Source organism: Paenibacillus sp. OV219 (assembly GCF_900110075.1).
GTDB lineage: Bacteria > Bacillota > Bacilli > Paenibacillales > Paenibacillaceae > Paenibacillus_Z.
In genome coordinates, this window is sequence record NZ_FOCJ01000012.1 from 80,208 (window position 1) to 101,423 (window position 21,216).

General features: G+C 47.3%; 15 protein-coding genes. 3 read left to right on the forward strand and 12 right to left on the reverse strand.

The annotated features are described in order from the left end of the window. Positions 1-974: 974 nt before the first annotated feature. A complete protein-coding gene (locus BMY11_RS24130; protein WP_090582222.1) occupies positions 975-1,913 on the reverse strand; it encodes an aldo/keto reductase family protein in 939 nt (312 codons plus the stop codon). Between the two features lie 414 nt (positions 1,914-2,327). Then, positions 2,328-3,164, reverse strand: coding sequence for a phytanoyl-CoA dioxygenase family protein (locus tag BMY11_RS24135; protein ID WP_090582224.1), 837 nt, complete (start codon positions 3,162-3,164; stop codon positions 2,328-2,330). 144 nt (positions 3,165-3,308) lie between these two features. Between BMY11_RS24135 and BMY11_RS24140 the strand changes: the two genes are divergently transcribed. Then, positions 3,309-4,172 carry a helix-turn-helix transcriptional regulator gene (locus BMY11_RS24140; protein ID WP_177182800.1) on the forward strand — a complete coding sequence of 288 codons (864 nt, stop codon included), beginning with the start codon at positions 3,309-3,311 and terminating at the stop codon, positions 4,170-4,172. Between the two features lie 86 nt (positions 4,173-4,258). On the opposite strand, the gene BMY11_RS24145 is transcribed toward BMY11_RS24140, so the two are convergent. After that, positions 4,259-5,164: a helix-turn-helix transcriptional regulator gene (locus tag BMY11_RS24145; RefSeq protein WP_090582229.1), complete on the reverse strand. Its 906-nt coding sequence runs from the start codon at positions 5,162-5,164 to the stop codon at positions 4,259-4,261. Positions 5,165-5,295: 131 nt separating this feature from the next. Between BMY11_RS24145 and BMY11_RS24150 the strand changes: the two genes are divergently transcribed. Further along, on the forward strand, positions 5,296-6,363 hold the full coding sequence (locus BMY11_RS24150; RefSeq protein ID WP_090582231.1) for a fatty acid desaturase: 1,068 nt from the start codon (positions 5,296-5,298) through the stop codon (positions 6,361-6,363). Positions 6,364-6,369: 6 nt separating this feature from the next. After that, complete coding sequence (locus tag BMY11_RS24155) at positions 6,370-6,693, forward strand: MocE family 2Fe-2S type ferredoxin (protein ID WP_090582233.1); 324 nt, start codon at positions 6,370-6,372, stop codon at positions 6,691-6,693. A gap of 93 nt (positions 6,694-6,786) precedes the next feature. Here the strand turns inward: BMY11_RS24155 and BMY11_RS24160 are convergent, their stop codons facing one another. The 9 genes from BMY11_RS24160 to BMY11_RS24200 all read right to left on the reverse strand — a co-directional run bounded on the left by BMY11_RS24160 (position 6,787) and on the right by BMY11_RS24200 (position 21,060). Continuing rightward, entirely contained in the window at positions 6,787-8,871 is a 2,085-nt protein-coding gene (locus BMY11_RS24160; protein WP_090582235.1) for a DUF5054 domain-containing protein, read from the reverse strand. A 15-nt stretch (positions 8,872-8,886) separates the two neighbouring features. After that, positions 8,887-9,780: a carbohydrate ABC transporter permease gene (locus tag BMY11_RS24165; protein WP_090582238.1), complete on the reverse strand. Its 894-nt coding sequence runs from the start codon at positions 9,778-9,780 to the stop codon at positions 8,887-8,889. Between the two features lie 16 nt (positions 9,781-9,796). Then, positions 9,797-10,687, reverse strand: coding sequence for an ABC transporter permease (locus BMY11_RS24170; protein ID WP_090582240.1), 891 nt, complete (start codon positions 10,685-10,687; stop codon positions 9,797-9,799). A 92-nt stretch (positions 10,688-10,779) separates the two neighbouring features. Continuing rightward, positions 10,780-12,495 carry an extracellular solute-binding protein gene (locus tag BMY11_RS24175; RefSeq protein ID WP_090582242.1) on the reverse strand — a complete coding sequence of 572 codons (1,716 nt, stop codon included), beginning with the start codon at positions 12,493-12,495 and terminating at the stop codon, positions 10,780-10,782. Between the two features lie 167 nt (positions 12,496-12,662). After that, positions 12,663-14,423 (reverse strand): sensor histidine kinase, encoded by a 1,761-nt coding sequence (locus tag BMY11_RS24180; protein ID WP_143069340.1) that lies wholly within the window; start codon positions 14,421-14,423, stop codon positions 12,663-12,665. Continuing rightward, positions 14,420-15,829 (reverse strand): response regulator transcription factor, encoded by a 1,410-nt coding sequence (locus BMY11_RS24185; protein ID WP_090582248.1) that lies wholly within the window; start codon positions 15,827-15,829, stop codon positions 14,420-14,422. Before BMY11_RS24185 ends, BMY11_RS24180 begins: the two co-directional genes overlap by 4 nt. A gap of 49 nt (positions 15,830-15,878) precedes the next feature. Then, positions 15,879-17,066, reverse strand: a complete 1,188-nt coding sequence (locus tag BMY11_RS24190) for a MalY/PatB family protein (protein WP_090582251.1) — start codon at positions 17,064-17,066, stop codon at positions 15,879-15,881. A gap of 799 nt (positions 17,067-17,865) precedes the next feature. Further along, positions 17,866-19,152, reverse strand: a complete 1,287-nt coding sequence (locus BMY11_RS24195; RefSeq protein ID WP_090582253.1) for a Gfo/Idh/MocA family protein — start codon at positions 19,150-19,152, stop codon at positions 17,866-17,868. Positions 19,153-19,398: 246 nt separating this feature from the next. Next, a complete protein-coding gene (locus tag BMY11_RS24200; protein WP_177182801.1) occupies positions 19,399-21,060 on the reverse strand; it encodes an ABC transporter substrate-binding protein in 1,662 nt (553 codons plus the stop codon). Positions 21,061-21,216 lie beyond the last annotated feature (156 nt).

The window sequence follows — 21,216 nt, forward strand, 5'->3', positions numbered from 1 at the left end:
CCCATGTCTAAGGCCAACTTCTTCTTTATCACCATGGCTTGCTGTAAACTGGTGGCTCGGTATTCAAACGTAGTGCCGGATGGATCTTCGAATGAATAGTAGCATTTTTGATTCGACAAGAACGATTCACCTCTCTTTGCTGATAGTTAACAAAATCATTATGTCCCTGATTAAAGTTTATAAACTCAAAGTTAACGATACCAGATAAGATTCCCCAACTCTTGCCGACTGGTCAAACACCAACGTTCCTTTCTCATATACCTTTAATCGATTACATTCACCGTTCCTAGTCACTTCCAAATCGAACACCGTTTGAAATGCATGAATCTCCCTAAGCGCTGCTTCTTCCCAATTCGTCGGCAGTTGCGGATTGCAGGTAAACGATTTAAAGCCGACCGGGCGAATTCCAAACAGTCCTTCAATAAAAATTCTAGCGTATAGCCCGCTTTCGGCCGACAAATGACGTTGGTTCCCCTCAGGGAAAGCTTCCACAAAATACGGAACATGCTCGCCAAGAAGCCTTACTGTACTCAGATGTTCTAAATGCTTTAATGCTAAATCAGGCTCTCTTACTGCAAATACGCCTCTAAGTGCATATATATCCGCTGCGATTCATTATAACGTCCACGATTGAAATCATTAGAATTTATTTAGTAAATGTTTACTAAATTCGATGAAGAGGATTAGTTCAAAAAAAAAGAACATACGTATCCCGTATGTCCCAATGGCTTCGTTCCAACGCCCTTGCGTCAGCTGGAAAAGCATTGTAGTCGAGGCTATCGTAAACTCACTCGCCATCAGGTCGAAATCTCCTAGCGCGATGCTAATTATCTATTATCATGTTCAAAAAAAAGGCGCAGCTGCCGCCTCGGCAATCTGCCCCTGATTATATTACGGTTGTTTCTAGTTTCTTAAACCTTTTACTCAGAAAAGATCCTGAGGAAGCTGAGGGTGCTCCTCATCCAATGGGACCGTTATGCCAGTATACCTTCAATGCGCTCAATCATGTCGGAGCTCAGCATAACGCCGGCTGCCTTTACGTTCTCTTCTACTTGCTCAGGCCGGCTTGCGCCTACCAGGGCACTGCTTACGTTCGTCTGCCGCAGAATCCATGCCAAGGCCAACTGTCCGACTGTCAAGTTCAGCTCGGCCGCCGCTTCGCTCAGTTGCTGCACCTTGGCGATTTTCTTCTCGGTGAGCCCCTTTCGCATTCCATCTAGTTTGGATGCCCGGCTATCTGCTGGTAGGTCCTGCACAGAGACATACTTGCCCGTCAATAAACCTTGAGCAAGTGGTGAGAAAACAACTTGTCCGATCCCACCACGCTCCCCGTAAGGAATGACATCCTTTTCGATATAGCGATTGAACATATTGTAAACTGGTTGATTTGCAACTATGCGATCGAGCAGGTAACGATCAGCAATCGCATGCGCTTCAGCCATCTGCGATGCCGTCCATTCGCTGACCCCCACATACAGCACTTTGCCCTGTCGTACCAGATCGTCCAATGCACGAAGAGTTTCTTCCATTGGCGTGTGTGGATCAAAACGGTGGCAATAATACAGATCGATATATTCGACCCCCAACCGCCTTAGGCTTGCATGACATTGCTCCATGATGTGCTTACGTGAAAGTCCACGGTCGTTAGGACCATCGCCCATCTGCCCGAACACCTTGGTCGCTAGCACGTACGATTCGCGAGGGAATGCCCGCAGCGTTTCTCCCATGAGCTTCTCAGCCGCTCCCCGCTCGTAAACATTCGCTGTATCGAAGAAATTGATGCCCAGTCCATAGGCGGTTTCTATGGATTTGACCGCGTTCTCCCGCTCGACATATCCTCCATAAGTCAGCCAACTGCCCAGACTAATCTCGCTGACCTTTACCCCACTCTTTCCCAATCTCCGAAATTGCATGGTAGGCTCCTCTCTCTTTCTACTCGAATTTGCCCTCTTCTGGGCTCGTTAACTATTATATGTAAGTAGGCTTAATAACGTAAGAAGTGAATATATTATCACTAAATTATATAGTATATACCTACTATACTATAGTTAACTACTACACTATAGTTAACTACCAAGGTTATAAGGAGTGGTATGCTTCGGGAAGTGAACCAGGATATAAACCCTGATATGTCTTCTATAATCTTGTTTTCCCGAGACTATAACCAATACTCAGACAGAAAAAACCTTGATAGATCAAGCTAAATGGTCATCAAGGTTTCTTCTGTTATATTGCCGTAATCTGTCTCAACTATGGACGTTCCCCAGAGAGGGGGATTCCTATTAATTAATAATCAAATTGGGAATAGTTCGCCGCTCGATCATGAATTAAGTTCGACTATAAACGATCGGAAACATATCTCCTTGCACGATGTCTCCGTCCTTGCCGCCGGCAGCGATGAATTTCTTGATTTCCGAGTATTCATCGGCGAATCCCGCTCGATAGCGAGTCTCTGCTGTAAGATAATGAAGCGCTGACGAACGGCGTACTCGGTCAGATATGTTTGGCCCGCTTCCGTGAATCGTTAAACTATGATGGAAGCTTATTTGACCTGCTTTCATAATAATAGGTACGGTACGAGCGATTTGCCCTTCCGGCGCCATATCCTGTAGCTGCTTCTGCATGTTTTGCTCATAAAAGTCGTTACCGTTCAAAATCCCCCAATTGTGGCTGCCTGGCACCATTTGCATACAGCCATTATCCAAGTCAACGTCATCGTAAGCTACCCATGCGGTGATCATCGTCTCCGGGTTTTGAAAACATCCCCAGTAATGATAATCCTGATGCCAGCCGACATTCGCCGCGTTTCCGCTGGATTGCGCTGGTTTAAGCAACAGCTGATCCTCCCAGAAACGAATCGTATTCGTCCCTTTCAAGGCTGCGGCGATCTGTCCGATTTGTGAGTCATGGGCTAGCGCTCGGATCGTTAAATCTGACAAGTTTGCATTATCAGTCTTTCGAAGGGAGTTGGGACGGCTTGTCTCCCGGCTCCATACGGCATCAGGTGCTGTTCCGGTTTCAAACTCTCCCTGGTATACCCTCTCCATCCTATCACGCAATTTTTCAAGCCTTTCATCACTAATTATTTTAGGCGAGATCCAATATCCGTTTGTATTGAAAAAATCGACATCTTCTTGCGTTGGCACTCCATTTGCATGCGGCATTCTGCTTCATCCCCCTAATATTGTAATCGCTTTCTAACTAAGTTAATTATGACACCCACAGGAGTTTCCGTCTTTAGCGAGAACTATTATTGTTATCCGATTGTATGATAATTTCAATTAAATACGTAGGAGATGAGGTTAAAGATGCAGCCAATGTATCCCTTTGTACGGTTCGGTATTCGGGTCCCTATTCGTCCGGAAGATCGACATCCGGCTCGATTTTGTTTCGTTCCTTCTCTTTATTTCATCGAATCCGGCTGCGCTAAAGTAATCTACGAGGATGGTACCATTGTACGGCTGAAGACAGGGACGCTGTTCTTCCTGCAGCCGGGTATAATGCATGTGTGGGAGGTAGAGGGGCCGAATCCGTTCGCGTTCCGGTGTGTGTTCTTCGAATGGTCGTATCGGTCAAAATCAGGAGCGACAATTCCCGGTGATTTGTTGTGCCACCATCCGGAGGATTACGACAACAGCATGCTTGATGAGCCGATCGACATGGGAATCCCTGAACGGCTCTCTGTCGAGTCAATTCCTTTCTGGAAAGGATTGTTCGAAGCCGTATCAACCGAGTTCAGAGTATACAATCATGAGGATTATCCGGATATGCTTGCTATAAACGGCTATTTCCACCTGCTGCTGCATCAAGTCTATCAGCTCATTCAACGTCAAAACGATTATATGGACCCACGGATCGCCAAGTTAAAGACGTTAATGGAGCAACAGGCTGGAGAAGAAAATGGGGATATCGACCATTGGGCGGCGACACTAGGGCTCAGCCGAAGCCACTTCCATTCGTTGTTTCGTGCTCAGATCGGTTTCACGCCTACACGATATTGGAACCGATGCCGCATCAATAAAGCACAAGCCGACCTACGCGGCACCACCGATTCCGTTACCATGATTGCCCAAAAATATGGTTTCTCTTCAGTTCACGCCTTTATTAAAGTGTTCCGCCAACTGACAGGCGTTGCTCCGACAATCTATCGACAGCAAAGCCGATTAACTTAATAAAACAACAACCGCCTACTCATAAAAATCTAAAACAGACTCATCCAATATTCACGGAACAGGGCGCCATTGGCGGCCGCCTTGTTTTATTCTACCGACCGTCTCCACATGCTCGGCGAGCAGCCGATCACCTTTCGGAACACATTCGTAAAGTGCTGGCTTGTCTTGAACCCAAGCTCATGCGCAACATCAATAATCGCTTGGCTTGATTGGAGCAGCACGCATGCACGCTCAATTCGAATCCTTTCCAAATATGCTGCAGGCGATTGCCCGAATGTTTCGTGGAAGATTTTAAAGAAGTGCGATTCGCTCACATTAACAGATTGAGCCATCTCCGCAATGGAATACCGTTTTTCAGGCGACTGACCAAGCTGATTGACCAGGTGCACCATCTGCTCCCGGAGCCCGGGCTCGATCGTCTTTATCGGAGCAGGCTGAAGCAATCCCAACAAAATTTCAAGCACTTGATGCCTGGTAAATAGTTTCAAGCCTTCCCCTTCCTGCTCCAGTGTCGCCTTTAGCCGCTCGAATTGCTCCCGCACCCGATTGCTCCCCCGAAATACACGCGGCAGCTGAAGCAACCGCTTGTGAATAAAGTCTCGCTCCTCTTGTACCAGCCCGAGCCAGCTAGATCCGCAGGCAGGATCCTTCACAATCAACCACCAAATACGGCTTGGCTCCATATGATCGAATCTCGCTTTATGCAGCTCCCCCGGATAAGTAAAGAACCACTGCCCTGCGCTCGTCGGGTAGTGAACGCCGTTTATCTCCCAAGTCACGCTTCCGTGCTCCAAATAAACAAACTCGTAAGCTTGCTCATGAGCATGCATTGTAAGCTGATACGCTTCCGAATACTTCTGGCATCCCAGATTAATTAGCTCGGGAATCAGCCCTCCCCTCGGTGGCTTCACATCTGACCATTGATCCCTATCCAATTCCGCTATATCCGGATAAAGCCAGCGCATCGCGCCTGATGATGATTTGCGTGCCATTCTATTGCTTCATCCTTTCGATATTCTCTGATGTACCAAAAACTATTTCGTATGATTTGGAAAGCCAGCTCATTCGCACTTCATTACACTATAAAGTAAGCGAGTAACTACATTGGACAAGGAGCGCAATTATGAGAGAACAGGCGAAGCGAGATTACAGCATAATAGGGCCAGAGCGAGATAAAGCGATCGAGAAAGGACTTGTCTCCGCCGATTGGTACACCTGTCCCATTCCGAGGAAACGATTGAAAGAGCTGATGACCCGTAGAAACGCACCTGCGGTTCGAGACATTCTGTTATGGCTCATTGTCCTTAGTGCTTCAGGCTATCTCGCTTACTTATCATGGGGGACGTGGTGGGCAATTCCCAGTTTTGCTCTTTACGGTACCATATACTCGGTTTCCTCCGTATCGAAGTGGCATGAGTATGGCCATGGAACACCTTTCAAAACCGCGTGGCTTAATGAAGCCATCTATCAGATCACATCGTTCCTCATTCTCATTCAAGCCACGAATTTCCGCTGGAGCCATGTACGCCACCACACGGATACGATCATTGTCGGCAGTGATCCGGAAATTATGGAACCGCGTCCTCCGAGGTGGATGCGGCTGCTCAAATCGCTTCTTCGTATTGACGACCTGCGAATTAATACGGCGAAATCACTATTTAAGCATGCTTTCGGTCGACTGAACGCCCAAGAGAATGAGCTCATTCCAAGCAGCGAATATCGCTCTCTATTCTGGGAGGCACGTATCTTTCTTCTGCTCTACACCGCTATTATTGCACTTTGCTTCTATGTGCACAGCATCCTGCCGTTGATGTTTGTCGGATTGCCTGCGTATTACGGCTACTTCCTGATGACATGCCTGAACTCCACCCAGCATCTTGGACTGTTCGAGGATAAGCTGGATCACCGGCTCAGCTGCCGAACGTTCTATACAAACCCGATTCTTCGGTTTCTCTATACGAACATGAATTATCATATGGAGCATCATATGTTCCCTATGGTTCCGTTCTATAACCTGCCTGCACTGCATGAAGAAATCAAGCAATATTGTCCTGCCGCCGCTCCAAGCTTTCGGGTTGCGCTCCGCGAGACAGTGGCCGCCTTATGGCGAATCCGGAAAGACCAGGCTTTTGTCGTAACGCGTTACCGTGAGTTTGCCAATCGCATTGAAAATGACTCCAAAGGGGTTTAATGAAAAATGACAACGACCAGCAATTGGATTGAAGTTTGCAGCTTAGACGATGTTGAGCAAGAGGACGTCATCCGCTTCGATTATGGTGATCGCACATTTGCCATTTACCGCACTGACCGGGATATCTGTTATGCAACCGACGGCCATTGTTCGCACGAGAAGGTGCATCTCGCTGACGGGCTCGTGATGGGTAATGTGATCGAATGCCCCAAGCATAACGGACGGTTCGATATATCGACCGGCGCACCGATGCGGAAGCCCGCATGCAAGTCTCTTATTACCTACCCTGTCAAAGTTGAGGACGGGAAGATCCACCTGCAATTGAACTAAGAGAGCAGCTCGCTATCCCGCCCTTTGCTTATAGGAAACGGCACATCAAGCGGCTAGCTTGATGTGCCGTTACAAGTGTATTCCTTCACATGATTATTTCAATTCGAGCGAGAATCTGAACTTCATATCATCTTCAAACCACATGCGGAAGTTCGTTCCCCATACGTTGTTATGCAGGTTAAAATGCATGCCGCCCTCTAATGGAGCAAACTGCTGATTGAACTGCAGCATCCGTTTTTCTCCAGGCGATAGAACGCACGCGTCTGATGTCAATAGATTCACGCCGCCGTCGCTACCTTCGTAATAAACGCCCGTACCCACGGCATGCAGGCTGCGATTGCCGTTCTTCACAACATGAAGCGGCGATACCCTCTCGCCTAGCTTGTCCATCTTCCACAGATTCGGATTGTCGACATTTAGCATGAACGAAAACCAACTGGCTTCCGGCAGCCTGTTTGCCTGCTTATCGAACCAATCCAGCTCGACCTCGATGCGCTGCGTCTCCTTGAAGAAACGATAGCGAACTTGCAGCTTCTTAGGTGCACCATACATTTGCGAGGCTTCATCACTCATACTTAACTGCAAGCAAACTTCATCATATTGCGCGTCTTCCCGTACCGCAGCTTCACGAACTCGTGGAGAAAACCGCTTGTGCTCCGGTCTCGGCTCCACAAACTCTATGCCTGGCTTGCCAAAGTCAGGCTCCGACCAGGAGCACGTTTCAGCCCAATTGACAACGTAATCTCTGAACCAATTATTATAGTGATCCATGCCGAATGTCTCATACTCGTAGACACCGATCCGATGCTGCTCGTCGGCCCATGCTTTCCCCTTCTCATCAACGAGCTTAACGATGGAGCCGTCGCGTTCGAATTGAACGGTAAAGCAGCCTAATTGCTGCTCTTGATCGATTTCGAATTCGTGCCCACTAACCTTCGACACACTCGGAATCAGCTCAGCAAGCGCCATTCGCGCCTCGTCTTGCTTGTCTTTGGACAGCGCGGCTATCGCACTGTTGATATAATCCCGCTGCTCCTGCCAGGAGCTTTCGTATAAGCTGAAGCTTTTGCCAGCATTCGTTCCGATGTGGTGCGGGTCACCACCATAAATGCCGAAGTACCCTGCATATCGGGCCGGGATTACATCATTCTTGACGATATTATCCTGCCTAGCTGCATGGAATTCTTGAACCGAATAATGCTTGAAATCGGTCAAATGCGTCTTCTCGTCCATGCCCCATGTATGTTCGGGAACGAGCATTAGCTGCTCGCAGAAGTCGGCATATTCTTGACAGCCAGCATCCAATCGGCCTTCGCCGGCCCACTTGTCGCGCAGCTTCAGCAGTTCCCGATACTGGGCTATCTTTAATGGATCAGATGCCGCACCATGAATCCATGAATCGCCGATTTCTTCGGTCACGACCGGGAATTGATCCTTCAAAGCAATAAGTTTGCTCGCGAAGGCATCCATTGTTGAGGCCGCGATGGCTGCGTTCGGGAACTGCTCGGACAGCCGTTCGTACAGCTCGTGAATACTGCTTGCCGAAGGTGGTCCCATATTATCGTTCGTATGCGCGAAATATAGAGCTTCATCCAAGCCATCAACAATCGTCATATTTCCGTAGCTGCCCGCATAGTTAACGATGATTTCCGAGCCATCCTTCGCTCTCCATACGAAGACATCCGGAACACTCGGCTTTGTGGAAGCATAATTGACGCCTAGATGCAGATATTGAATGTTGTTCTTCGCCAAATACGGAACCATACCGATCGTATGGCCCGGGACGTCCGTCATCTTGGCACTAATCGTACGCTTGCCGTACTTCTCATCCAGCTTGCGAGAAATCGACAAGCCATGCTCGAGCAGCATCGGATCCATCAGCTCGGTATGCGTCGTAAACGGTAATCCGTGCCACACGATTGTACCGGCTGCAATCGCTCTTTCCAAGCGGCTTCGCTGCGCTGGATTTGCTGCTTTCAAATATTCATGAATGAGCCAAGAGCCAGTCGTCCAGATGAACTTGGCACCACCTTGCTCCTGTCCCAATTCCTCTGCCAGATCAAGCGCCCCGGGAATAAACGAATGAAAATATTGATCAACAACTTTGCTGGCTAAATCCGTAAATCCGATATCCAGATGCGTTTTAAAAACGACATGAACCTTGCGAATATTGTTCATTTAAGCCTCTCACTCCTATTCTTTTACGGCACCAAGCACAATGCCGTGAACAAAATATTTTTGCAAGAACGGATAGATTGCCAGCAGCGGAACCATCGCAACGATCAGCTTAGCTGAATTGAGTGTCTTATCCGAAGCTTTCGACAGCTCAATTAGTTGTTCTGTCGTCAACGTCTTCATCAGCTCCGGATCAATGCGCACAACAAGCTGTTGAATATAGGTCTGCAGCGGATACATACTCGGCTTATTCATATAGATGAGTCCGTCAAAGAAGGAGTTCCAATGGCCGACGATGCTGAACAATGTGACCGTCGCCAGGGCCGGCATCGAAACCGGTATAAATATTTTCAATAACGTATACCATGGGCCGGCGCCGTCAACGATTGCTGCTTCTTCGAGCTCCTTCGGCAAGTTTCTGAAGAAGTTCATAATGAGAATGACGTTAAAGATAGGCACAGCACCTGGCAATACGAGCGCCCACAGCGTGTTCTGCAGGTGCAGATTCGTCACTGTCATATAGAGCGGAATGAGCCCTCCGGAGAAGAGCATGCAGAACACCAGGTACCAGATATAAATCGTTCTGCCAGGAAACTTCTTGTTGTCTCTTGCTAATGGATAAGCCATGATGACGGTTAATACGAAGTTGATCGCGCCGCCAAGCAGAACCCTTTTCACGGAAATAAAGAAGGCTGCAAAAAATTTATGATCCTGCAAAATAATTTTGTACGATGTCAAGTTGAATCCAACTGGCCACGCGAATACTCTCCCCGCATTTACCGCAGACTTGTCGCTGAAGGAAATAGCAATCGTGTACCATAGTGGAAACAACGAAATGAGTGCGATTAGCGTTAATGCGAAATAGATGAAACCATCAGCGCTCCGACTGCCCCATGATTTTGAAAGAACCATGCCTAAACCCCTTTTCTTAGAAGATGCGATAGTTGGCGAATTTATCGGCCAGTTTGTTAGAGATCGAGATTAATATAATAGCGATCACCGACTTCAAAAGGCCGACAGAGGTGGCCAGTCCGTATTGCTGATCGACAAGTCCCATGCGATATACGTACGTATCAATTATATCGCCAGACGAATATACAAGCGGATTGTACAGGTTGAACACTTGGTCGAAGCCTGCATTCAAGATGTTGCCAAGGCTCAGCGTCGACAGCAGTACAATCGTTGGCAATATGCCTGGAATCGTCACATGCAATAATCTGCCCATTCTCGTCGCGCCATCGATCTCGGCAGCTTCATAGAGTGACGGGTTAATGCCAGCAAGCGCTGCCATATAGACGATCGCACTAAAGCCAAACTCCTTCAGCACATCGCTCCATACGATAATTTGACGGAAATAGTGATTATTAGCCAAAAACATAACAGGCTCTTTGTGAAACAAGTGGGTTATCTGGTTAACAATTCCGTCTATAGATAACATCGCAATCAGTATCCCCGATAGAATAACCCAGGACATAAAGTGCGGCAAATATACGATAGTTTGTACGATACGCTTATAGGCACGCGTACGAATTTCATTCAATAGCAAGGCAAACGTAACTGGAATAATCATACCGAGGACAATCTTCATTGATGCGATCGTAATGGTGTTGATGAATACCTGTCTGCTATCCGGAAGCTGAAGCATAAATTTGAAGTTATCAAGGCCGCTCCATGTCTGCTTTAAGATCGGAATTCCCGGAATAAAATCCTGAAACGCAATAACGGTTCCGAATAACGGAACTGTACTGAAAATGATGAGCAGCAAAATACCCGGAAGCAGCATTAAGTGATAGTTTAGAAGCCATTTCTTCGAAGTCATCGGTGTTCCACCTATCCTATGGAATGATAGAAGGAAAGCGCCAGCATTCAGCACTGGCGCTTTCCCATTGTACTATTTTGTTTACTATTTGATTAATTGCTGTTGATTTCGTCTGTAACTTCTTTAGTAATTTGTTTACCGCCCAGCGTATTCCATTGATCTACAAACTTATCGAAGCTGTCAAGCGGCTGCTCGCCCATAATAATCTTGAGGAAGGTTTCGTTCTCAAGCTTTTGCAGAATCGACCATTTTGTTTGCATCGACTTGGTTTTACCAAAGAAAAGATTGTGTGACAGGACGACTCTGCTGTCATTCATCAATGCTGCGCCTTCAAAACGAGCTGAAGCATTAGCCCAAATGGCAACATCCTTCTTCGGATTAGCTTGATTTGTAAAGTAATCCTTATACCAGCCCTTAAGCTCGGAGTCGAGTTTCGAATCGTCTTTCGCATCTACAGCTTCTTGAGCTTGTACATGCGTATCATAAACGGTTGTTTCAGGACCAACTTGAAGTGTATAAGGCCACAGCTCCCAGTGCTGCTGAACTTCTGGATGACCAGCGTACAGCTGAGCTGCTTCCGGATCAATCTTACGAATACCTTGATACTCCTCATTCAACACGCGAACAACTGCATCCGGATGCTCGTAGCCTTTTTTCACGACTAGGAAACCACTCGTTGGATCTTGGTCGCCAGTGTAGAATTTGCCTTCGCCATCAAGCGGCGCGATATATGGCTTCCACTCTGCCTTCGGATCATTCTTAACCGAATCTTCCAGCGGCCAATATGGAATCCACCAAGGACCAAATGCGATACCGACCTGATTGTTTGCTACAACTTCAGCCGAATCCTTACGGATCGCGAATTGCTTATCGATGATGCCTTGATCATACATTTCGTGCAATTTACCAAGCGCTGCTTTCATTTCTGGCAATGTCGAGCTGTACACAACGTTGCCATCGGCATCCTTTACCCATTGATCAAACGTTGCATGGTAAGCGCCCATGATCGGGTCAAAGCCTGCGTAATTGTTCCAGCCTGCAAGAGAAGGAACACCGGAAAAACCAAGCGTATCATGTTTGCCCTTGCCGTCTGCATCCTTATCAATGAATGTTTTCGCTACGTTAATCAGCTCATCCACTGTCGTCGGCGCTTTCAAGCCGTATTTATCAAGCCAGTCCTGGCGAATCCACATAATATTGTATTGCTGACCGATATTCGTGTTTGGAAGACCCATCAATTTGCCGTCGAACGTTGCTCTGCCAAGCACGCGATCACCATAGGAATCGTAGTAGCCTTTAATGAGATCGCTGGCATTGTCTTTGTAAGCTTGCGTCAAATCTTCGATGAGATCCGCTTGTACGAGCTGCTTGAGCTGCTGCTCATTAACGATGAAGGCATCCGGAAGATCACGGCTTGCGATCGAAATACCCATCTTCTGATCATATGCATCTGCTGTTTCTACCTGCCATGCATTCTTAACCTGGACATTCAGCTTTTTCTCGATCCAACGATAAAATTCATTGTTATCAACCGAATCACCACTCGGGAAAGTGATACTTTTGGTATTAATCGATTTAGCGATATTCAGCACAACGGGCTGATCGAATTTGCCGAATGGATCAGACTTCGCTGCATCTGACGACGTGTTCGTCGCTGCTTGATTCGTCGAATTATCCGAAGTCTTGTTGCTAGCATTGGTTGCTGTGTTGCTTGTACTGTCGTTTGTGTTGCTTGAACCGTTGTCACCGCAAGCGCTTACAAGTAACGTTAGCGATATCAAGCTCATAGCTGCCAATTTTTTCTTCATCTGTCATCCCCCATAGAATCTAGTTTGAATATGCATTAATCATAACTGCAATAAGTCCGATTCAGGGAGAGAAGCTTGATGTTCCTCGTTAGAATATGGTTCATCCTCCCCCCCCTCCAGAGAAAGATAATTTCATTTTCTACCCTGCCCGAACCATTTTCACACCTTTAGTTCTGAGAACCAACAATTGCAAGCGGAATCATCAGCTTTACCGTCGTGCCTTGTCCCAGCTGACTATCAATCGAGAACGAACAGTTATCGCCGTATAACGCACCAATGACTCGCTTGACGTAATCAAGTCCAATACCTAACCCTGATTTTTGCAGCGGGTTTTTCTCTTCAAGCATCACTTTCGCGATTTCCTCAGCTGACATGCCATTGCCGTTATCCTGAACCTCAATCACAAGCTTCGACTCGGGCATTTTTGTATAAATGCGAAGCGTAATTTTGCCATCTACTTCACTGAGGCCATGATAAAGCGCATTCTCAACAATCGGCTGCAGTATAAATCGCGGAACATCCGTACCCAGCAGCTGCTCCTCTACATTCGCCTCGATCTGGAACTCGCAATCATACCTGACGCGCTGCAGCGCTACGTAATCCTGCATGGACGCCAGTTCATCTCGCAGCGCAATGATTTCGCCCTTCTTGCCCAAGTTATAATGAAGAATACGGGTGAATACGGAAACAAACTGGTCGATCTCTGTTTGACCCTTCATTCTGGCAAGCCATTGAATCGTGTTGAGTGTATTATGAATAAAGTGCGGATTGATCTGATAAAGCAGCTTCTCGACTTCGATCTGTCTCTTGTTGTGCTCTCTTTGCTCGATTTCAACGATCAGCTCCTGAATTCGTTCTCTCATCTGGTAGTACTTCTGCATGAGCGAATCGAACTCAACGATATTGGTGTACGATTCGGGGGAATCGAACTTGCTGTTTGACAGCAACTGTATCTCGCTGCCGACCTTTCGAAGCGGCCGATAGACCGTTCTCCACAGCACAAAAGCAAATAGAAGACTGATGAACAAGCTGCCTGAAACGATCAAAATATATTTGAGAAACCACTTGCTGAATTCATTCTCGAAATCCTTCTTGGCGATGACGACCATTAATGTCCAGCCCTGCTCATTATGCTGGCCGAACAAATAGTAGTCTCCTTGCTTCTCCTTAAAAGTATCTGCTGCGGACGATTTGGGGAATTCAGTATAGTTGCCAAGCTGAAATTTCTTCGGGAGATCACTGTAAACAATGCCCCCTTGCTCGTTAATCAACACGTTATAGGCATTCATGCCGTACTGCTGCTTGTCCATAATTTGACCGAACAGTTTATCGTTCGTCTCCACGTACAAATACACGGGATCCGCTCCGGATAAATACAAGGGCCTTACCAATGAGAAGACTGGCTTCTTCATGCCATACCGATATAACGAATCATGCGGCCCGTAAAACTGAACGCCATTCCTCTCCGTCAGCTTCGGCAGCTCATTAAAGTTGAATTGGGGTTCTATCGCCAAGTTTTCAAACCTCACCTCTCGCGTCTTCGGCAAATAATAGAACATCACGCCAAGGTTAGGGTTCGTGAAATTGACCAAATTCAAATTTTGCTGAATGCTTTGCCCCAGCTCCAGCTTTTGATAGATGCTGTCCGTTGTCAAATAATCGTTCATTCGCTGTCCGACGCTGCCTTCATTCGTTAGCTGCAAGGAAGCATAATCTATATTGTTCAAGGTGCTGTTTAGGTTAAAGCTGCCCTGGTTCAACGAGTTGAATATACCGCTTTCAATTTTTTTACTCGTAATTTCTTCGATCGATAAATAAGACACCCATCCTAGCAGTGTCAGTGGAATTAATGCGCTAAGCAGTAGAATAAAGATTAAGCGAGTCTTCAATGACTTTGCTTTTCTTTTGCGAAATAGGATTACATTCACGGCGTCCACCCGCTTCTTCGGCCATGTTGCTTGCGATACTCCTGCGGGTTTTTGCCGAACTGCTTGAAGAACATTCTGCTGAAATATTTCTCGTCCTGAAAACCTGTTTTCTGGGCGATCATATAGATCGGCAGCTGAGAGGTCTCGACCAGCGCAAGTGCCTTCTTGAGTCGCATGTTCTTCGTATACTCGCTGTAGGATTGGCCTATGATATCTTTGAAGCAGCGGCTGAAATAGCTTCCGCTCATATGAAACTTTGCAGCGACTTCGTCCCGATTAAAATCATAATTGTCGCTCTCGTGAAGAAGCTGAACGGATTTCATCATCATAAGAATAATCTCCGTCGAATATGGCACCGTCCCCGTTTGCTTGTGCACAGCCTCTCGAAAATGCGCCAGCCATGCCGCAAGTTGATGCCAAAAGTAACAGGTGTGCATGTTATGAAGAAGCTCGTCATATCCAGCTCCGCTTAACCAGGAAAGCCAATGGACCAATTGTTCTTCATTCAGCTGCTTCGTTGCATGGTAATCAGGCTTTAAATGTTCGATCGCTCTTAGGAACTCACGAAATGAAGCGTCATCATAAATCCAGCCCATACCACTCCAGCGAGCCAACAGCTGCGTCCATTCCCCTGTTTCGAGATACGAATCGGCTGATGCTGCGTTATTTAACGAAATAATGCCCATCTTCTGCCCGGACTTAAAGCTATAATAAATCTGCTTCAGTGCGGCTGTATCAACGACTCTAATGACTGCATTAACCGATCGTTCACGGCTGCCTTCAATATCCACCCAGATCCAATGATCACGCCCAGTGACAAATTGCTGAATCACGCGATCCAGCTCATGATTATCCTTACAGAACAGCCACATTCCATTGCCTGCATCATATACATGCTCTGATCTCGTGAGCTGTTCGGGAAAAGGACTAGACTCATTCGTATATGCAGCTGCAACATCGATAAGCAAGGAATAATAATACTGCTGCCGAGCTATTACTTTCTCGCTTCCATGAGAGCTCGTATCCTCACTCTGAAACCGCTCTACGATCCGACCCAATATATCATCGATCTTCTCCGTATCGAGCTGCGTCTTGACGATGTAATCAAGCGCTCCTAAGCGCAGCGCCTCTTGAATATAATCAAAGTCTTGATGACAAGTCAGAACGACCATCCTCGTGGATGGAAATGTCCGCTTGACTTCCTTCATCAGTTCTATCCCGTTCATCACTGGCATCGTCAAATCAAGAAAAAGCAGGTCGACCTCATGCTGCTGCATGAATTCGAGGGCGAGCTTCCCATTTGCAGCCTCGCCTGCGACTTGAATCTGAAACTGCTCCCACGGAACGATGGATATAAAGCCCTTCCTGGCAAGTTTTTCGTCGTCTACGATGAATGCTCTGATCACAACAAAAACCTCCTATTTAACGGCTCAAGCAAAAGCAAGCGGCACTCCTTTATCTGCTCCCGACTGTCATCGAATGGAAAGCCGTTTCAATTTGCAATAAAGCTTGCTCAACGATGGAGCGAGGACATGCCACATTCATCCGCATAAATCCGCTACCTTCAGCTCCGAAGTGGTAGCCAGCGCTTAGCGCAACCTTGGCCTGATGAACAAAGAAGTGCTCCAATTCCTGATCCGAAAGCTTGAGCCCACGGCAATCCAACCAGATCAGAAATGTCCCTTCCGACTGTATCGCTTTAATCTCAGACACGTGTTCTTTCAAGAATCGCGTCACAACCTGCACATTATGCTCCACGTACTGAAGCATCTGTTCCAGCCACTCTTCCCCATGCCGATATGCAGCTTCTGCGGCAATAACGCCAAATGTGTCCGGGGAAGCCATCGATAAATCATTCATAGCTTGAATATACGTGTCGCGCCATTTCGTATTCGGAATAATAACGCTCGACGTATGCTGATCCATCAAATTGAATGTTTTGCTCGGCGCGATGCAGGTGATGCTGTTCCGGGCTAATTCCGGTGAGATGGATGCGAACGGAATATGCTTATGGCGGCTATGCACGAGGTCAAAATGAATTTCGTCCGACACAACCATAATGTTGTGTTTGAGGCAAATCTCCCCTAGGCGGGTCAACTCTTCCCGGCTCCACACGCGTCCTACCGGATTGTGCGGATTGCACAAAATCATCATGCGCACTTGTGGATCCAAATTGGATTCCAAACTTTCAAAATCCATCATGTACCGTTCGTTATCCAGCTTAAGCGGATTAACGGCAACTTCGCGCCTCTGTGCCTTAATAACACGATAGAAATTATGGTAAACAGGCGATTGTACCAGCACTTTATCTCCAGGCTTTGTAAACGCATGGATGATCAGCGATAACGAAGAAAGCACGCCAGGGCTGTGTGCCAGCCATTCTTTCTCTATTTTCCATTGATGCCTGCGTCCGAGCCAATCCACGACGGCCTGCACGTAGGAGTCTGGTCTTACGGAATAACCGTAAACTCCATGCTCGACCCGGCATTTCAATGCTTCAATGACTGCTGGCGGAGAACAGAAATCCATATCTGCCACCCACATCGGAATCGCATCTTGAACGCCGTAGCTGTTCTCCAAATGGTCCCACTTCAGACACGCGCTATTACGGCGATCGATCGGTAAATCAAAGTTGTAGTTCATCACATAGCCCCCAAATTTGTTTACAATTACACATTGCCAATTGACTTAAAGCCGAATATAACACTTTCGACCTAGCGTGTACAGAAGTACAATTCCCAACTCTAAATGTGTCAAATCCTCTCTGTGAAGAAGTGGGGCACGTGGTGAGCCATACCTTAGTTCAGCAAGCATTCGGCATTCTGAATTCCTGAAAGCCAGTACCGAAAGCTATTCTGGAAGGCTCGCATTTTCATAATTGTGATTGCGGTGTGGAAACAAACGAGGTTTCAAGATATGTTGGGTCCATAGTTAACTACTAGATGGTAAAGTGCAGATAGGTCACCTATTGCCATTATAATCCCTGATGACAGCGTCGACGGGTGGTAAGTATTACAAGCCATGACAAGTGAATTCCCCCGATCATAGAAACGTTATTTATGCGCTGCGGCTCGAATTTTTGAACGAAGCCGGAGAAACTGCTGACCAACGAGGGCCAACTTCGCTTAGTTATGGTTCGGTATTCAGACTTAGATTCGGGAGAGTGGAAATGGCTGAACGGTGGTCGATCCTCTGGCAACTGTGGAGCAATATTGTCTAAAGTACCGGAGCTCGAGCATAAGAAAAACCGCCAGAGCACAATACCTTGGCGGTTTATTTATTGTTGATCTAATTTATATTCTTTGTCAGTACCATCAGACTGTCCGACTTGCACAGTTCGTGATACTATCGTGACCCGTAAAACCGGACCTATGTGAAAATGAGAGCATTCATGGAAGAAGCTACAATCATGATTAAAGAAAATACAATAAGCAAATAATCTCTAGGTTCCGGAGGTGAACTCCGCTTTCAAATCCTCAACGTATTCCCGTATGGACACGACCCGCTTCTCCAGCCTGGATTTCTCCGCGGCGAACGCAATCAAGTGGCTCTGCACCGAAGCCTTCGCTCCGGTCAGCCCCTTCTCCTGGCCGTCGCTTCGAACGAGACGAATAAAATCCCGCATAATATTCGTATCCCCGCCGCCATGCCCCGCCGCATCCGTAGCCAGATGAATCGTTTCCGTTTCCCGAGTAACGAAGCTTGTAACGTCGATGATGTTCTTATCCATATCTGCCCGTATCTGGCCGTGCGTCCCCATCAGCTTCACCGAACGCCCTCCTTCGAACGTGAAGGCGCTCATCGTGAACGCAACGGTCACGCCGCTCTCGAATTCGAGGTTGACGACTTGATGGTCTACTACGTCGTTATCGCAGTGATAGACGCAGCGGCCGTAAGGACCATCCTTTAACGAGCTGAGCACGCCTTCGTCACTCGTATCATTGCTGACGACCGCCCGCAGCACCGCTCCTACCCAGTCGTCTCTTTCGAGATACATGCGCGGCGCATAGTACGGGCATGTATCTTGAACCGGGCACCCATCCAAACAGCGTTTGGGAGCGCCTTCGGGTGCACTTTCTTTGCGAAAGTGAGTCAGTGAACCGAAAGAGGACACGTTCACGCATTCCTCATCGACAAGCCATTGCAAAATATCCATATCATGACAGCTTTTCGCTAGAATCATCGGGCTCGAAACCTCAGCTTTGCTCCAATTGCCACGGACGAAGCTATGAGCTTGGTGCCGATGCTCAACGTTCTCCGTATGTTGAATCGAGACGAGCTTGCCAATTCTGCCGTCCGAAACAAGCTGCTTGATCGTTGCGAAAAAATCCGTATAACGAAGCACATGGCACACGGATAGCACACGCCCATACTTCTCCGCGTATTCTCCCATAATGAAGCATTCCAACGGGTCTGGTGACATCGGCTTCTCCAGCAGTACATGGTAGCCTTTCTTCAGAGCCCTGACCGTCGGCTCAAAATGCATTTTATCTTGCGTGCAAATAAGGACAGCATCCGCCAGTTTGGGTCTTGCTAACAGCTCTTCCCAGTCGTCGAACGTGTTCGAATCGGTGATTCCATAAGATTGTGCAAACCGTTCCCGCCGTTCCGGATCCCCCTCCGCAACCGCCACGAAACGTAAGTCCTCTGGAAAATTTATCGCATAGGGAGCGTAGGCGCCAGCCCCTCTTTGTCCCGCTCCGATCAAGGCAACCGTGATCGTTTTCATCTAATGTCTCTCCTTCATATGAGGTTTTAGCTTTAATTTCTCTTCTCCAACCTATCAATGACGAGAGAGTCTGTGAACATTGAAAAACTTACATTCCTTCGAAACCGAAATGAGAGCTACTTCAGAATCCACATATTTCTTAAAAATAAATAGAAAAGCAGACCGCCAAAAGAAAGCCCCTTTTGATAGGCATAATATCTCCAGATCAAAAGGGGCTCTTCTGTGCCGACTACTAGCTCTCTTTCATTACTTACCGTTTGCCGCTTTCCATGCGTCGATTTGTTTCTGCTTCTCGGCGATGATATCGTCGGCGCCAGCGTCCTTGAGTTTCTTCAGATACGTATCCAGGTATTTGTCCGGATCGATTGCACCTACTTCGAGCCCCTTCAGCAGTTCGGCGGTGACAGAGTTCACATTTGCAACTTGAGTCTTAACAGGCTCGGAGTCGAAAACGAAGCCCATGACCGGCGATACCATTGCTGTCTTGTCCGCTGCGTAGATCGTGCTGAGGCGCTTATCCCCAACGGTCAAATCCGTGCTCTTGTCCCAAAGCATTCTTCCGTAAGATTGTCCAACTTCCCACTCGGAATAGTTGAAATTGTACTTATCCGGTATTAACTCGAATTGTCTGTCGCCCACCGGCTTGTAATCGACATTTGGCTGTCCGAATGCGATCAGATGGAACAACTCGTCATTCGTATTGAGCAATTCGATCAACTGCATCGCCTTTTCCTTGTGCTGCGAATTCGCGCCAATTGTCAGGACTGCTGCAGAAGGCGTGCTCGCAGAAATGAACGCAGGGGTGAACCGTTTTTGATAAGAATAAACTTTCGCTGCAGGATCCGCTTGAGACATCATAGCGGCACCTGCACCTTCCGGCATATCCACATCATCCGGGAAAGACTGGGTATAGATGGCTGCGAGTTTGCCAGCTTTACGGTCAGGGAGGTTATCCTTCAGTGTAGCAGCGTCTTTCCGAAGATAGCCGCTCTTATACCAATCGCGCATCGTCTTTAGATACGCATTGAATTCTGGCGTCTCATACTGATTGAATACTTTAATATCTTTGTCGTCGTATTTGACCCAACCTGGAACGGTTGTATCGCCAACGGAATCCATGTTGTAGTACACCGGCTGACCCGAGAACAATTGTCCCGCTTCCATCGGAATGGTACTTTTCTCGCCTTTCTTGACTTCAGCGAAGAATGGCGTCAGGTCGTTCCAGCTCTTAACCGATTTCCAATCAAAGTTATATTTATCTACAAGGTCTTTTCGAAGCTGAATGCCCCTTGCTCCTGCCATCCCCCACACTTGATAGTTGACGGCACCGTAGATTTTACCGTTTACCTTCACACCGTTCCATACGGAATCAGGCACACGTGATTTCGTCGTAGGCGCATATTTGTCAAGCAAATCTGTCATATCGGCAAATGCGCCTTTAGATGCGCTTTGGAAGTAGTTCAGATCACCCCAGCTTGCGCCAAATGCGATGTCGAACGGTTCGCCGGAGGAGATCATCAGATTCAGCTTTTGCGGGTACGAGCTCCAATCCGTTACGACAAGCTTGAGCGTAGCATTGATGTTTTCTTTAATGATCTTGTTAGCTGCTTCCATAACTCGGTCCATGTCTTTAACTGGTGAGTTCGCAATATACATCGTGATCTCGACCGGATCTTCAGCAGCTGTATTTGAAGCTGTTGCGTTGTTAGTTGTTGCGTCGTTAGCCGCTGCGTTTGTTGTTGATGAATTCGAATTCTTGTTGGAGGAATTTGAGGTTGATTGATTCGTCGTATTGGCTGCTGAATTAGTAGAAGCTTGATTGTTATTACTGCCGCAGCCGGTGAGTACTAGTGATCCCATAAGCATGACTGCAACTGATGAAGCAACGAGTTTCTTCTGTTTAGACAAGTACTTCGCCTCCCGTTTCATTGAATGGATAATTGATGCAGATGATGCAGATCCCTCTTCGTTTTTGTAGATCGGTCATCTTCCTCTCCCCCGAAATGGTGTGCCCATCATGTTGCCGAGCTCAATTTTAAGATAGAGGTTCACCATCTCGCTTGA

What these genes read in the sequence shown, in the direction of transcription:
- BMY11_RS24130 (WP_090582222.1), bottom strand. Translation starts at nt 1,913, where the DNA reads ATGCAATTTCGGAGATTGGGAAAGAGTGGGGTAAAGGTCAGCGAGATT.
- BMY11_RS24135 (WP_090582224.1), bottom strand. Translation starts at nt 3,164, where the DNA reads ATGCCGCATGCAAATGGAGTGCCAACGCAAGAAGATGTCGATTTTTTC.
- BMY11_RS24140 (WP_177182800.1), top strand. Translation starts at nt 3,309, where the DNA reads ATGCAGCCAATGTATCCCTTTGTACGGTTCGGTATTCGGGTCCCTATT.
- BMY11_RS24145 (WP_090582229.1), bottom strand. Translation starts at nt 5,164, where the DNA reads ATGGCACGCAAATCATCATCAGGCGCGATGCGCTGGCTTTATCCGGAT.
- BMY11_RS24150 (WP_090582231.1), top strand. Translation starts at nt 5,296, where the DNA reads ATGAGAGAACAGGCGAAGCGAGATTACAGCATAATAGGGCCAGAGCGA.
- BMY11_RS24155 (WP_090582233.1), top strand. Translation starts at nt 6,370, where the DNA reads ATGACAACGACCAGCAATTGGATTGAAGTTTGCAGCTTAGACGATGTT.
- BMY11_RS24160 (WP_090582235.1), bottom strand. Translation starts at nt 8,871, where the DNA reads ATGAACAATATTCGCAAGGTTCATGTCGTTTTTAAAACGCATCTGGAT.
- BMY11_RS24165 (WP_090582238.1), bottom strand. Translation starts at nt 9,780, where the DNA reads ATGGTTCTTTCAAAATCATGGGGCAGTCGGAGCGCTGATGGTTTCATC.
- BMY11_RS24170 (WP_090582240.1), bottom strand. Translation starts at nt 10,687, where the DNA reads ATGACTTCGAAGAAATGGCTTCTAAACTATCACTTAATGCTGCTTCCG.
- BMY11_RS24175 (WP_090582242.1), bottom strand. Translation starts at nt 12,495, where the DNA reads ATGAAGAAAAAATTGGCAGCTATGAGCTTGATATCGCTAACGTTACTT.
- BMY11_RS24190 (WP_090582251.1), bottom strand. Translation starts at nt 17,066, where the DNA reads ATGAACTACAACTTTGATTTACCGATCGATCGCCGTAATAGCGCGTGT.
- BMY11_RS24195 (WP_090582253.1), bottom strand. Translation starts at nt 19,152, where the DNA reads ATGAAAACGATCACGGTTGCCTTGATCGGAGCGGGACAAAGAGGGGCT.